Source organism: Paenibacillus sp. NPDC056579 (genome assembly GCF_042793215.1).
GTDB lineage: Bacteria > Bacillota > Bacilli > Paenibacillales > NBRC-103111 > Paenibacillus_S.
Genome location: NZ_JBHTVD010000002.1, coordinates 458,572 through 472,969, shown reverse-complemented (window position 1 = coordinate 472,969; position 14,398 = coordinate 458,572). Strand labels below are relative to the sequence as shown.

The following is a 14,398-nucleotide window of genomic DNA, read 5'->3' as shown; positions in this document are numbered from 1 at the left end:
AAATAGAGTCACAAATACGGGAGAACGTCATGAAAAGAAAGGTTCCTCTTGCAGCCGGCCTAATCATCGGATTGCTCGGGCCTATCTTCTACTATCTAACCTAGACTATCTCTCCGTACAAGCTATTGGGTATAATGATGCACATAGTTAACCTGTTACAAGAAAGCACGCAATGACAGGCTCACCCGCTGCATCCATGTTACGATGAATACAAGAAAGGAGGTTATGCGGTTGGAATGGCTTATCCGGATGAAAGAAGCTATTGACCTTATGGAGAACAAAATGGAGGAACGGCTGGATATCGAGCAAATCGCCAAAGCGGCCCACTCGTCTCCGTTTCATTTTCAACGGATGTTTCATATGCTGACCGGGATGACAGTTGCGGAATACACGCGAAAACGCAAGCTGACATTGGCCGCCCAGGAATTGGCGATGTCATCCTCCAAAGTGCTGGATATCGCGCTGAAATACGGCTACGATTCTCCCGAGTCCTTCTCCAAGGCGTTTCGGAAAATCCATGGCATTTCACCGTCGGAGGCCCGAAGCCCGGGTGTCAGCCTGAAGGCGTTTCCCCGCATTTCCTTTCATCTATCCTTGAAGGGAGATAAAGACATGGATTATCGTATTGTAGAAAAAGAGGCCTTTACCGTCGCCGGCCGATCGCTTACAATGACTTGCCGGGATAATGAACATTCCCGTCTCATTCCGAAGTTCTGGGCGGACAGTACGATCAACGGCACGCTTGCCCAGATCAGCTCTATGGGGGCAAATGAGGCATTGCTCGGACTCTGTCTGGATATGAAGCCTGATACGGAGGATATCACTTATATGATCGCAGGCGAAATGAAGCCAGGTGTCCATGCAGATGGCTTTGAGACAAGAACCATCCCGGCTTCGACCTGGGCGGTCTTTCCATGCGTCGGACCGATTCCGGGATCCATCCAGAGCGTGTTTCAGCGAATTTTCCAGGAATGGTTCCCCGCTACGGGCTATGAGCATGCCGGACTGCCTGAGATGGAGGTATACCCTTCCGGAGATACGACATCGGAAGATTACCAATGCGAGGTTTGGATTCCTGTCATTAAGAAATAACAGGACAAGCCGGATGCTGAGGTTCGCCTGAAAACTCTATCGTTCAGCCTGTTGATTGAGATCAGCAGGCTTTATTTACGTTCATTCACAAAGGGGCAGTGAACACACTTACAAGTGTCTTGGTTCAACATCTTGGTCCCCGTAATATTACGGTGAACGCTATTTTCTCCGGCTTCATTAATACAGAGATGAATGCACCAACGCTGCAGGATCCTGACGAGCAAAACTATGTTGCCGGTCTTTCAGCCTTCAACCGATGGGGAGAACCGGAAGATGTGGCGGATATCGCCGGCTTTCTTGCCTCTTCGGACAGCCGTTGGGTGACCGGTTAATGGATTGATACGAGCGGCGGGACTCGTCTTTAAATTCCATGAAGAAAACCTCCCGTTGTACCTGATCCATCAAGGACTTCAGTCGGCGGGAGGCTCGTCTTTACCTGCCTGCGCATCGATATCGCCACTTTTTTCATAAACCAGGCTTGAAATGGTATGATGGATGTCGGAGGTGACCTCATTGAATCAAGAGAACATTCAAACGGTTACGCTGGGAATGGGGTGCTTTTGGAGTCCGGACGCGTTGTTCGGGCATATGGCTGGCATAGTGAGAACGCGCGTTGGATACGCCGGAGGGACGACTGCCGACCCGACCTACCATCAGCTGGGAGACCATTCGGAGACGGTCGAAATGGATTTTGACCCGGAGATTGTGTCATTGGATTCTATAGTAAATGTATTTTGGGACAACCATAATCCGCAAAATATTAACGATTACAAAGGCAGGCAGTACCGTTCTATCCTGCTGTACCGCGATGAGATGCAGTTGGGAGTGATCCGGAATGTCCTGCAGCATCGGGAGCAGCTGGGGAATGACCGGCCTGACACGGAGGTCGCTCCTTTTGTGCGGTTTTATAGAGCTGAGGACAGGCATCAGAAATATTATTTGAAACGTTTCCCGGACGCCTACGGGAAGCTATCCACCCTCTATCCGTCCCATGAGGATCTGGTGAATTCAACGTTGGCAGCTCGCTTAAACGGTGTTGCAAAAGGATATGTTAACCTGACGCGAATCGTCGAGGAGATTGAGGCGTGGCCTATCGAGGAGGAGGAACGGGGACAACTCATTCGCCTAATCCGGCAAATCAAATGGTAGGAGTACGCAGGAATACGTATAGCGGCAGCAAGCTCCCGGCGGTTATCCAAACCCGTCGTTCCACCGCTATGTACCCACTTCTGCAGACGCGCCTCTATCTGCGGTCAAATGCAAGACGAGCCGCAAGGCCGGTCAGCACTCCTGCCATCAGCCAGCGCTGAACCTTAAGCCAGGTCGGACGCGTGGTGAACCATGCGGCGACTCTGCTTGCCACTAAAACAATAATCAAGTTAACGGTAAAGCTGACGGCAATTTGCGTCAAACCGAGTATTGCGCTTTGTCCTAACACCGAGCCCCGATCCGGATCGACGAACTGGGGCAGAAGCGACACATAAAGCACCGCGATTTTCGGATTGAGCAAATTCGTCATGAAGCCCATGAGAAACAGCTTCTTCGCCGGCTCGGCGGTCAGCTCGCGGGGTGTCCACAGGGAGGCTGCACCCGGCTTGATCGCGTTCCATGCGAGCCAAAGCAAATAGGCTGCGCCCGCCCATTTGATCGCTTCATAAACGTACGGAACCGTGAGAAAAATCGCGGAAAGACCCAGCATGGTCGCACAAATATAAACGATGAATCCAAGAATAACGCCAAGCAGCGAAATGAATCCGGCGGTACGTCCTTGCGTAATGGACCGGGAAATCAGGTAAATCATATTCGGACCCGGAGAACACACCATTCCGAGCGAGACAAGCGCAAATGCAATCAAAGTACCCCCACTGACCATCCCATGACTCCTCTCCATGCTAACCTGCAGCAAAGGTTTGAATCATTATACATCATGAGGCCCGCTCCGCGTCAATCTGTTTACCGCTTGTATCGGTGTGCTTTGTGAGGTGCCCTCCTTACTTTTCTAATGATATGCCGTTTTGGTCGATGAGATAGACGACTTCCGCAGTCTTATCGGATATTACAATCGTCATTTTTCAAAGCTTCTTCTGCTGACAGATTAGTCATCTTGCATCCCCTCCCTATAGGCGGCGGCTATTATGGAGACTCGGTCATTTTGGGCAACCAGCACTGCCCCGTTGAAATAGCCGAGATGCACAAGAGCGTTCATGTATTCATGTAACGAGGCCGCTGTTTCTTTCAAGATCGTTTCCTCGCTTAAGCTTGATGATTCCAATTTATCATGCTTCCGCCGCGATTGGTTTGGAGAGAACGCCTATAGTTAATTATTCGCCCTGCCTACCCCCACTGCAGCTGACCTTGGAACACGACCTGCCTATTCCCTTCTGCTATTTCCCCGATGACATAGCTTGACAGTCCGTGCTTTGCCAAATGCTCCACAGTCGTTTCGACAGCTGACGGATCGACAACGAGGAGTAATCCCGCTCCCATATTAAAGGTGCGCAGCATCTCTCGTTCATCGACATCACCCACTTGATGAAGCAGCTTGAATATCGGCAAAATGTCCAATCGGGACAAATCGATAAAAGCGTCCAGCTGCTCGGGTATAATGCGGTTTAAGTTGCCCTCGATCCCCCCTCCGGTAATATGGGCCATCCCGTGTAAAACGTCCGATCCGAACAAATCCCGGATAGACTTGTAGTAGCATAAATGCGGCTTCATAATGGCATCCAGGAAGCTCTCTTCTCCTACCTGCTTATCCATTATTTCAGGATATTTGTCCATAATGGCCCGGACGAGAGTATATCCGTTCGTATGAATTCCATTGGAGGCAACAGCCACCACCGCATCTCCCTTACGTATGGCTGAGCCGTCAATGATCCTGGCTTTATCGACAACGCCTACGATGCTCGACGTGAGGATGTAGGAGCCTTTTTCCAGAACACCTGGCTGAATGGATGTCTCACCGCCTGTAAGTACACAATCCTGCTCCTTGCAAGCCGCCGACACGGCATCGACGATTTCGCCGATGATCTCTTTGTCCACAGCCCCGCAAATAATCGCATCCTGCACCGCCAAAGGCTTGGCCCCCATGACGATAATATCGTTGATCAAATGATTGACCATATCGTAGCAAATCGAGCGGATCCAGCCATGCTGAAAAGCCAGCTTTTGCTTCGACCCCGGCTCCTCCGTTTTCATAACCAGCACCGGGTGCTCGTACTCGGGAAATTTAAAATCGTACAGGGAAGCGAAAGCCCCCAGCGAATTCAATACTCTGCTGTCGTTGGTCTCCAAGCTTTTGGCCATCGTTTGCTTGACGGCATCGGTATCGTCGATATTAATCCCGCTTCCAGCGTATGTCAGCTTATCCTTGTTCATTTTAACGATCGCCTCCTATGTTTAACGAACGGTTGCTCACTTCAATAACCCTTGCTCCAGCCTGTATTCATAATCCTCTTTCATAGATAAAGTGTACAACTCGATCACATTCTCTTCCGTGTCTTTAAAATAAACCCTTCGGTGACTTCCCCTTTCTATTATTTTCATATTAATTTCATTACTCTTAAGCACTTGAATCGACTTCTCCATTTCATCGATGCCAACGTATAACGCCAAATGAACATGAATACCTCCCTCGTCAAAAAGCCCGTTCCATGAAGAGATGGAGGAAGCCTTCTCCGCTAGCTGCTGCTGATCAAAATCCCTCGGCAGCCATAAGCCTAATCTTGTAGGCCCGCCTACATACAGCCATGTCGCCCAAATGGTTCCCGCATCCTCCGTAAATTGCCCCTCGCTATACCCCCATTGTTGAACGATGGGAAACCCCAGCTGGCCGGACCAGAAATCGATCGCCCGATCCATATCCTTCACTTCCAATACAACCTCTGACACGCCTTGGGCGCTAATTTTCATGATGCCCGTCTCCTTAGGATAATATCTTTTTTCCATAAAAAGGATTACCTATATACAATACGCCCGATGTTAAATAATTCCTTTTTATTTCCAGAAAATCGTTGCAACAGGAACTCGAGCGAATTCGGTGAAAAAGACCCATTCGGCGCATACCCTTAAATTAGCCCCTCTTTTTGTGAAACATAACTTCCTGTCTATGTTATTTTTGTACATTCGGTTTCGTCACTCATAACCGTTCTTACGGCATTTTTACTTCAATCTCGGCTTGATAAATCCCTGGCACGAGAGGACTGAATTCGAATTCTACGCTATCGGCGTACTTTCCTTTGTTTCGAACACTTACAAGCATTTGTAGCGGCTTCTCGCCGGGAGGAGCATATCGGGCAGTCACCTTGTACTTGCCGAGCGGCACATCATTCATACCGAACCCGCCCGGAAAATTGTAGCCGTATTTGGTAATGACCTGGCCGCTGCCACCCATGGATGAATCGATAGGAGTAAGAGTTAGCTCTACATTATTTTCCATATAACCTTTAACGAAATCGTCTAAGGCAATGTAAAGATAGAGCTCTCCATAAACGGTTTCCGCCTGCAAGGTAAAATTACGAATAGCCCCTGTATTTCCTGCAAAAGCCGCATCGACCTCAGGCGTCAAATCGATTTTGTACGAATTTACGCTGTGAGAACCTCCCATCCTCCAAGTGGTGGCTAAGAGCGGCAGATCTATTCGATAATAACCGTTTGCATCGGTAACCGCGTTTAAGTTGCTATTATAAAGCAGCTGGTTATCCGCAAATACTTCTGCACCCTGGATCGGGCGGCCTTGTGTATCAACAACACGACCTTTGACTACGTAAGGCTCGACATCATCGGTGTTAGGAGCTGGGGCCGGAGCCTCATCCGCTGCACCTGCGGATCGGATTTGAATCTCCGAAGCGCTGCTGCTGTCGGTAAAAGTGACCTGATAACCGCTGTTCTCCGATACGAAGCGAAGCGGTACCATCGTGCTGTCTTGAATCATTTGCGCCGGTACATCCAAGAGAATGCTCTTGCCATTTACTTTCGCGTTGTTGTCGTTAATGGTTAGCTCGATTTCGAGGCCGTCTTTTGTTCCAATCGCCTGCCGCAGGCTGCCGGTGTCGACCCATTTTACCGCAAATCCCAATGTTTCGAAAAGCTTGCGAAAGGGCACGAGCGTCCTTCCGTCCTTCAATACCGGCTGAGCATTGTCAAAATAGAGCAGCTCTCCGTTAAAGTAGATGTTTATAGTCTTTTCAGCAGAAAAGAGAGCTTGCGGAATCAGCGTTAACAAGAGAAATGCGCACACGATAATTTTCAGGGATCGAGAAAACCTCTTGGTTGTCATGATGGGTCCCTCCTTGTTCCAAAAGATACGGGAATGAACTGCACACCAAGCTGATGCTTTTTGCACCTTTAACGGGGGCGTTTCGCTTAATGCTTCAGATCCACCGGGTCTGCTTTACTTGCCGTAGTGCATCATTTCATTATGACATCCTCCGGGGATGCTCCTTTTCATTATCCTTTCCCCCGCTTTCTAATAATTGGTATAGCAAATCCAAAGCCTTGTTTAAGTGTCTATAATAAGTGGCTGTCGACACATTCAATTGTTTGGCCACACGTTCGTGCGGCCTAATTCTCTCTAAATAGAGACTGGATAACAGTTTGCCGAGCATCTCCTCATTTTCATCGCCTTCCGCCAGTCCACGGATTGCCTCCTCCAAATCCCTTTGTGCAGCATAGCCGGCCCCCTCAGCGGATAAGCCTTTCATAACACGATGAGGAAATAAACGAGCGTACGATTGAGATAGTGCCGGATTTCTCGGGAGAAGGGACCAATGCTTTAAGACGTTTTTAAGTTCCTGAATGTCCTGCTTGGTTATCGGTGGTGCCGAAGTTTGCGCATTAGTAACCCGGTTTACGGAACGGTCAAGCTTTGCAACAAAATCTTCTTGTCTAAGATCAAGGACAAACGCACGATACTCCGTTCCCATAGCGGAAGTTGCATCTGCCCAAGGGACTCTTTCGAATCCGCAAAGCTCAAATACAGGAAACCATTCCATCAAGCAAGTAAAATCCAAGATCCACTCGGCGCGCGTAAAGTGCTTCATCAGTGTGTTGGTAATATAAGCGCGGGTATTTCCTTCGAGCTCCGGTTTAATTCCAATGAGAGCGAATAAATATGCATTAGGAATGGGCTCCCAACCATTTAAGAAAGGTTTGAGCAAAGGTTCCTTGCACAGCACTTTGAGCATCCTGTCATGTAATGGAACTTCCCCGAAAAAGGCAATAAGTTCATCCTCTTTCCATATTGTAACGAAGGAAGCAGGATCAGCTGCCCAAATATCCTGCAGCAGATTTAGCATTGGCAGCTCTTCTTCAGTTGCAGGTGACGAGTATCGATAAAATTGGATATAGAGACTGCGCAGAACAGGCAAGTCACATTCCCGGCATGGGCGTAACTCGATCTCGCCGTCCGGATGTCCTGAGTAACAGATTGCCCGAACGATCGGGTTCTCGTGGAGGCTCATTTTATCAATTTGCAGCTCGAACCGCCGTTGCGGATGCAGTCGTTCTTCACTGCGAATTTGCTGCAGCGCATTGCGCCGCATCGTTTCGTAAGCGATTGGTTTCCGAAGGGCGAAATCCTCCAGCATCCATGCTCTTACAGCGTCATGAAGCATCCAGCCGTCTTCCTTCATCATGACGAACGGCATGCTGACAAACTGCCGGAATGAATCCGGCTCCAGATCCGTCTCCATTATTGCCGAGAGCCTCTCTTCATTAAAACGCCAATAAACGGAAGCGGCTTCAAGAATTCGCTGCATGTATGCCGGTAACCCTTGAAGCAATTCCTGCATCAATACCGAAACGAGACGATAGGTTTCCTCTCGATCGAACTGCATGGATGTACCGCCTTTGAGTATCGTTTCTGCAGCTAAGACCATGGCAAGCGGTATCCCTCTGGAAAATCGGAAAAGCTTGGTTTGATCGGCCGGTTTGGATATTCCCCTCAGCTTGGCATATCGTTCCACCTCAATAGCAGTTAGCGCCTGCAATTGAATCGTATGAGTGGAATCCACCCAGCCGGAACGAAGCCAGCCTCCCGTGAGAGTGTTTCGACCGATCGTGACGATACGGATCGATACATCCAATGTGTTGATCCATTGCAGGAACCAATGCTCTATTGCATGCCGATCATCGAATGAATCGATTAAGAGGACTATATGGCCGCGTAATGAACGTGAAAGCCGGTTTATGCATTGAGCAATTAAGTCTGAATCGCAATGCTGTATTTTATTTATTACTCCGGCTTTCACAAGCTGTACCGCTAATTGATCCAGAATGGTTTCTTTCTGCTGAATGACTTTGCTTCCATCAATATAATAACAGCGGCCCTCCTCCGTTTCTGACAGGAACCGGCGCAGAAGGGTCGATTTCCCCATGCCGCTTTGACCGAAAATATGAAGCCACCGCCACACAAAACCGCCTTCTGCGTGTTTATGCATGATATCCAATTCTTGTGCCCGCCCGACAAAATAAGCTCTATCCGATCGTAGCATCTCCTTGTTTGACACCATCGGCTACCGACTCCTTCAGAGTATCAGTTGAAAACATTATACGCCATACGATATGATACAATTTCGTTTTTTTGAGAGAATAATGAGAGTATTATGATAGGGAGTGGTCCAATACCGACATTACATTTTGTCCCTGAGATTACGCACAAAATCAAGGAAAGTACCTATGCAGCACATCGAGGCTGCCGGATCCCGGCAGCCTCGTGCAGTGTCTCTAGTTGACCGTAAGTGTCGGATCCGTTAGAATGCCGCTCAGCTTCACTTGTTCAAGCATATGTCCTATATTTCCTTCACCGGCATACCTAGTCATGTCAAAAAAATCTTGATTCAAATCCGACCAGTACAGTTCATTTTCATCTCCGGATACCGGGACGTCATGCTGCAGTTTGCCGGCATACACTTCCACATAGCAATGCTGCAAATAGTATTTAAAATCCATGATATGATGCAAATGAACATCCTTCCGGGAAATGCCCGTTTCCTCGAACAGTTCCCGGTAGGCGGCTTCCATCCCCGTTTCGCCGCTCTCGATTTTGCCGCCGACCAAATTGCTTAATCCTTTATAAGGATCCTTTAATCGTCGGCACATAAGTAGCCGGTCCAACTCTTTATTGTAGATCATTATCACGTTATATCCTTGCATGAGCCGATGATCTCCTTATATTTCCTTATTCAGCGCCTTATTCGCCATCTTTCTTGTCGTCCGTCGTCAAGTCGTTTTCTTCCGGTAACGGCGTCACGGTTTCATCTGAGGCGGAATGGGAATCGGGGGCGGCAGACAAAATATCATTCAAGCCGTTTTGAAATTGGGCCAACAGCTCATGATATTTGGCTGCCTGTTCGGATGCAGGGTTGGCCTGTGCCGCCTCCGCTGCTCTCGCCATCAAATAAATGAGATCGGACTTCTCCTTTATAAAGCTGCGCAAAGCCATCTTCCCGGATCTGCCGTCAAGCTGCCGGTACCGTCCGTGACGCTCCCAACGGCCTTCTGTCCGTTGCTTCGCCGCCTCTTCCCTTTCGCGAAGAGCCTCTCGTCCCTCATCCGTAATATGGTACAGCTTCTTACCGTCGGTCTCGCTGTAGCTTATTAGCTTCATGTCGTCGAGCAGCTGCAAATTCGGGTAGATGGAGCCTGCGCTCGGCGAATACAAGCCGCCGGTTTTGTCCTCCATCGCCTTGATCAGCTGATAGCCGTGCATAGGCTCGGAAGCGAGCAGCTCAAGCAGAGCGAATTTGAACTCCCCGCGCTCAAAAAACCGCCTTCTCCCTTCGCCCCGTTCGCCAAAGCCCCCCCGCGAACCGCCATGACGGTGCCTCAAAAACATCTCCTGAAATGCATACTCACGACCAAAACGTCTACGTTCTTTATGACGATCTTGATAAAATCTCATGTATGATCACTCCTCAATACGATATATCGTTATAATATTACGATATATCGTATTGGTCAACATGTTTTTTGAAAAATACGGGAAAAACGAAAGAACCGCATAGACTGGCTCTATACGATTCTTTCCAAGCTTATGTTCTATTATTTTATAACTCCGGCTTTTTTGAAGGTCCTCAATATTGTAATACATAAAGACACCGTTACGTTTTATCCTGATGTTATTAATAACGGCTTCGTCTTTAAATTCAAAACGAATAATTTCCTTGGGGGCCGGGTCTGCAGTTTCGAGGATCATTATATCGGACTTTCCATTTTCACTATAAGTAAAATATTCTAAGAATACAACACTCTATCGACCAATAAAACGCGGTTTGCGGTATATGATCGTGTCCTCAATTGGTTTGTATATAGCTCCCTTTTTCTCTTGCCATCTTTTCATCTCTATTACCTGAACCTGAAGATTTCTTAGTAAGCAGCCTTCCTACCTTAACTGCGGGAACTTCAACTGCATAATACATAACACCGGCCACAACAAATGACAGCACGAATCCTATGCTTAGCACAAGGGACATGCTCCATTTATTATGGAATATATATATTAGCGTGAGAAGTATAACCATGTGATAGAGGTACAGACTGTATGAAATTTTCCCGACGAAATGGACCGGCCTAAATGTAAGCACATTTCCTAATGTTTTTGAGTTCAGAGCGAGAACTATGAAAATAGAACCACCCAGTGCAGCTGCCCAGTCGTTTAATACGAAATTATGGATTACATCAACACCAGGCAAGACAATCCAATCATACGAATAGGCTATAAGACCAGCTGCCAATAACAGCATTTTTAATGCGCTGGAAAGATTTATGATCCTCATACGTATGGCTTCCCTATTCATTGCCAGCCAAGCGCCTAGGATAAAAAAGCCAATGTAATACGGTGTCATGATATACGAAGAATAGCCACTTATATACATTGTGTAATCGAACCCAAACCCTTTAAGTCCAATTATAGCCATTCCAAGATATGCCAACGGAATGCAAAGCATCATTATGAAATTAGTTTTCATTGCTGTCCTTACAAGGATAAACATGATAAACGGAAACAATATCGATATTCTCACTTCATGCACGAGCGACCATAATACGGGATTAACCGACTTATTATCCATACCGCCTAAGAGGAATATATTATTCAGCATTGTATAAAAGGTCGGTGTATGAACCCACAACCCGTTAAACCAATCACTAAGCCCTTCCAGTCTTCCCGAATACAGAGACAAAATACACAACGCAATTAGAACCGAAACCATGCTAGGGATATAAATCCTGCAAAATCTGCGAATAAGATAATCCCCGTACCTCAGCTGTTTATTATTTATATAAGGCAAAGATAAAACAAATCCACTTAAAATAAAAAACAGGATTACCGACTCATGCCCAAACCAGAATATGTGGAGTGGTGTATTCTTAAATTTCTCAAAAAAATATACGTCAGGCAGTATTATGGATATATGCGCTAACAATACTGATGTAGCCGCAAGACCTCTTATCGAATCCAATTCATCATATCTCATACTAAACAACTCCACTTCCCAAAAACGTTCTTTATAAAGAATATCCAACAAATAACATAATTGCAATATGTTTATTGCATTAAAAGCTCGGATACTGTCATTTTATTGTAGATACTGCAAGCTCTCTTTGACAGCAATTTATTATTTCCACACCACAGTTCGATAAAACGCACAACTTGCAGCAGCAAATACCTCCTTCCCTATCCAAAATAAAAAAAGACTGAACGTCTCCGTCCAGCCTCTAGCAACTAAAGCAGCATTACCTAAAGCCCATTTCATGTATCTGCCGTTCGACTTCCATGATCTCTTCTTTGGATCGTCCCAGCAGGACACCGTATACGAAGATAGGATTGTCGTCCGTTTGATTTGTCGGGTTGTAGATGCAAAACGGGATCATCATGTTTTCTCTGATCAGAGTCTCGGTCAACAATCGAAACGCATGAAACGTGGAGTTGATTTTCCATTTCCCTAATTTCAGCACGGTGGCGTCCAACAGCTCCGCAATACTATCCTTAAAAAGAAGCGCCATAGTAGAACCGTTTTGTCTAAAATTTAAATCGATAATGAACATACGGTTATCTTCCGTAAATACGATATCGATTCCGGCAAATCCCACGTATCCAAGGGAAGCCGCCTTCTCCATAACTTGTCGGCACAGCTCGATCGCTTCTTCCGGAGGCTGGTCGTGCATATCGATCCAATTGCCGAGATATTTCCCTTCCTCCGTGATCACTTGCTCCGCAGAACCAAGGTACACCGTATCTCCGGTGTAAGTGTGTGCGAACTGGACACAGAAATTTCGTTTCACCTTAAGAAACTCTTCTACAACAACAAAGGAGCAGAAGCGGAACAGCTCCCTTGCCCGCTGAAGATCTTCCAGGGTTTTACAAATGACGACCTCCAGTCCCCCACCGTTAGGCTCATCGGTAGCCGCCTTGACGACATAAGGAAAATCGAACGGCATAGTATCGCTCTCCACCAGATGGTCTATCGGCAAAATCCTCCGCTTCGGGACGTACGGTTGGGAAACGAGCTCCTCCAAATTGCTCTTGTTATTCAGAAATAGCAATAACTCTTTATCAATCCAATATTGTTTCTCATCAAACTCGCCGGGAAGATGGGCGTAATTGAATACCAGGTTACTCCCTTTGCTTTGCTGATATTGCAATAATTCATAGTAGCTCTCTTCATCCTCGTAAGTCAGCAGATTGCTCCCAACTTGAAGTCCTGCCGCTTCCAGCAGCATTAAACAGGAGGCCCGGCTTACATCCTCGTGGCAAATAATGGGGACCTTCCCCGCCACCGCCAATAAACTTCCTGAAGTGGAATCCTGGCTAATCTGACCGGGAAGCCACTGGCTGTTATGATACGAGGCTCTGCCATTGACGATATATTTTGAGCCGAAAATTTCATGAAGAGTGAGGAGTGGCTCCAACATTTTTCACCCCCTTCGTGTAAGCTACAAGAAAGAGGCCTTGCATCCCTCGATGCGACCCCTTTGCTTTTGGTCAATCTAGTGTATTCCTTCCTCCTCAAAAGTACTGTGGTCTTGTACCTATTTTCCCTATTTTTGGGTGATAGACCAAATCGTTTGCTCCAGGATATTCGTATAGTAAATGGAATACACAGATAAGGTGTGATTGCCGTGGGAGCTCCATTGCAAAGGAATAAATGGTACAAACATCAGCTGTTGATGAAATACCCGTCATTGAGAAGGTTTTTGCCTAAATCTCACAAACTGTCCGTGAAAAGCCTGCGGAGCATGCTGGGCCGCTATAACGAGGTCATCTTGAAACCCGTGGTAGGCTCCGGGGGTATAGGAATCATCAAAGTATCCAAGCTTCGTGACAAAAAATACAATGTTCACACACTAAATGCAACGAAAACCGTTACCGGAAAACAGCTGATTCCAGTGTTAAGAAAACTGAAGGGAAAGAGGCCGTTTCTCATCCAAAATTGCATCCCTCTTGCCAAAGTAAATGACAGCCTGGTAGACTTCCGTTACATTGTCCAGCGCAAGAATGGAGACCGTAATTGGGTCATTACCGGAAAGCATGGGAAGATCGGAAAACAGGGGTCCATTGTCACCAATTTGCAGCAAGGAGCGAATGTCTCCACCGTGAAGGAAGCGCTCCAGCAATCCAATATCAAGGATGTCAAGAAAACGATGTCGGACTTGGAATATCTTTCTCTGACAGCTTCCAAAGGCTTTACTCGCGAATTCAAATCACAGAATATTTGGGGATATGATCTCGGGGTCGATGCAAAGGGCAGAGTCTGGATGATTGAAGCCAATTGCACACCTCTGGTAGGCGGCTTCCGCTACTTAAAGAACAAGAAGATGTATAAACGAATTCGCAAGTATCAGGCCTACAACAGAAAGCATAAATAAAGACGGCTGCATGGAAAAAAGACGCGTCCGGCCCACGGGTACCGTGGCTTTGGAGGCGTCTTTGTTCATCATCGGGGGCCGGCTCACTCTCTGATACAAGCCGTTGGCAGACACCGTGTAAACTGTGGTTTACATCGGTTCTTTTATCTTGTAGCATTAGTAGACGAGGCAGCCCGCCTTATATTCAAATCCATCCTGTCGATGCTGAGGTGAAATACCGCTTGGATAACGAAATCCAACATGTGAACGAGCGTATATGCCCCATGTGCGGCAGCGCCAATCTGTGCAGGGTAGAAAGCGGCGACTGCTGGTGCTTTCATACCAAGGTTCCGCTGGAGCTTCGCAATCGGATACCGGCCGACCAGAGAGGGAAAGCTTGCATTTGCCGCAAATGTGTTGAAGAGTTTAACTCCCGGCAATAAGGCTTGCGGGATTGAAC

General features: G+C 47.2%; 14 protein-coding genes and 2 pseudogenes. 5 read left to right on the top strand and 11 right to left on the bottom strand.

Translation table 11 applies throughout. The features are described from left to right. The first annotated feature begins 225 nt into the window (after window positions 1-225). The 3 genes and pseudogenes from ACFQ88_RS09620 to ACFQ88_RS09610 all read left to right on the top strand — a co-directional run bounded on the left by ACFQ88_RS09620 (window position 226) and on the right by ACFQ88_RS09610 (window position 2,241). Window positions 226-1,092 carry an AraC family transcriptional regulator gene (locus tag ACFQ88_RS09620; RefSeq protein WP_379453949.1) on the top strand — a complete coding sequence of 289 codons (867 nt, stop codon included), beginning with the start codon at window positions 226-228 and terminating at the stop codon, window positions 1,090-1,092. A gap of 83 nt (window positions 1,093-1,175) precedes the next feature. After that, window positions 1,176-1,424: pseudogene (locus tag ACFQ88_RS09615) on the top strand (SDR family oxidoreductase); the annotation flags it as partial. A gap of 172 nt (window positions 1,425-1,596) precedes the next feature. Then, the gene (locus ACFQ88_RS09610) at window positions 1,597-2,241 is read left to right on the top strand and encodes a peptide-methionine (S)-S-oxide reductase (RefSeq protein ID WP_379453948.1); all 645 of its coding nucleotides are present in this window, start codon (window positions 1,597-1,599) and stop codon (window positions 2,239-2,241) included. Window positions 2,242-2,335: 94 nt separating this feature from the next. Here the strand turns inward: ACFQ88_RS09610 and ACFQ88_RS09605 are convergent, their stop codons facing one another. The 11 genes and pseudogenes from ACFQ88_RS09605 to ACFQ88_RS09555 form a co-directional block, all read right to left on the bottom strand. Next, window positions 2,336-2,965: a LysE family translocator gene (locus tag ACFQ88_RS09605; RefSeq protein ID WP_379453947.1), complete on the bottom strand. Its 630-nt coding sequence runs from the start codon at window positions 2,963-2,965 to the stop codon at window positions 2,336-2,338. A 222-nt stretch (window positions 2,966-3,187) separates the two neighbouring features. Beyond that, on the bottom strand, window positions 3,188-3,364 hold the full coding sequence (locus tag ACFQ88_RS09600) for a hypothetical protein (RefSeq protein ID WP_379453946.1): 177 nt from the start codon (window positions 3,362-3,364) through the stop codon (window positions 3,188-3,190). A gap of 62 nt (window positions 3,365-3,426) precedes the next feature. Beyond that, window positions 3,427-4,470 (bottom strand): phosphoribosylformylglycinamidine cyclo-ligase, encoded by a 1,044-nt coding sequence (gene purM / locus ACFQ88_RS09595; protein WP_379453945.1) that lies wholly within the window; start codon window positions 4,468-4,470, stop codon window positions 3,427-3,429. A gap of 36 nt (window positions 4,471-4,506) precedes the next feature. Continuing rightward, window positions 4,507-5,004, bottom strand: coding sequence for a VOC family protein (locus tag ACFQ88_RS09590; protein ID WP_379453944.1), 498 nt, complete (start codon window positions 5,002-5,004; stop codon window positions 4,507-4,509). Window positions 5,005-5,242: 238 nt separating this feature from the next. Then, a complete protein-coding gene (locus ACFQ88_RS09585) occupies window positions 5,243-6,370 on the bottom strand; it encodes a stalk domain-containing protein (protein WP_379453943.1) in 1,128 nt (375 codons plus the stop codon). A 139-nt stretch (window positions 6,371-6,509) separates the two neighbouring features. Further along, window positions 6,510-7,850 (bottom strand): hypothetical protein, encoded by a 1,341-nt coding sequence (locus ACFQ88_RS09580; protein WP_379454378.1) that lies wholly within the window; start codon window positions 7,848-7,850, stop codon window positions 6,510-6,512. A gap of 378 nt (window positions 7,851-8,228) precedes the next feature. Further along, window positions 8,229-8,531: pseudogene (locus ACFQ88_RS09575) on the bottom strand (AAA family ATPase); the annotation flags it as partial. Window positions 8,532-8,817: 286 nt separating this feature from the next. Beyond that, window positions 8,818-9,246 (bottom strand): NUDIX hydrolase, encoded by a 429-nt coding sequence (locus tag ACFQ88_RS09570; protein ID WP_239633252.1) that lies wholly within the window; start codon window positions 9,244-9,246, stop codon window positions 8,818-8,820. Window positions 9,247-9,283: 37 nt separating this feature from the next. Then, entirely contained in the window at window positions 9,284-9,994 is a 711-nt protein-coding gene (locus ACFQ88_RS09565; RefSeq protein ID WP_379453942.1) for a PadR family transcriptional regulator, read from the bottom strand. A gap of 391 nt (window positions 9,995-10,385) precedes the next feature. After that, window positions 10,386-11,567: an acyltransferase family protein gene (locus tag ACFQ88_RS09560; protein WP_379453941.1), complete on the bottom strand. Its 1,182-nt coding sequence runs from the start codon at window positions 11,565-11,567 to the stop codon at window positions 10,386-10,388. Window positions 11,568-11,826: 259 nt separating this feature from the next. Continuing rightward, on the bottom strand, window positions 11,827-13,005 hold the full coding sequence (locus ACFQ88_RS09555) for an ATP-grasp domain-containing protein (protein WP_239633248.1): 1,179 nt from the start codon (window positions 13,003-13,005) through the stop codon (window positions 11,827-11,829). 198 nt (window positions 13,006-13,203) lie between these two features. Here ACFQ88_RS09555 and ACFQ88_RS09550 point away from each other — a divergent pair, with 198 nt between their 5' ends. Both ACFQ88_RS09550 and ACFQ88_RS09545 read left to right on the top strand, forming a co-directional pair. Then, window positions 13,204-13,959: a YheC/YheD family protein gene (locus ACFQ88_RS09550; RefSeq protein WP_379453940.1), complete on the top strand. Its 756-nt coding sequence runs from the start codon at window positions 13,204-13,206 to the stop codon at window positions 13,957-13,959. 221 nt (window positions 13,960-14,180) lie between these two features. Further along, window positions 14,181-14,381 carry a cysteine-rich CWC family protein gene (locus ACFQ88_RS09545; protein WP_379453939.1) on the top strand — a complete coding sequence of 67 codons (201 nt, stop codon included), beginning with the start codon at window positions 14,181-14,183 and terminating at the stop codon, window positions 14,379-14,381. Window positions 14,382-14,398: the final 17 nt, after the last annotated feature.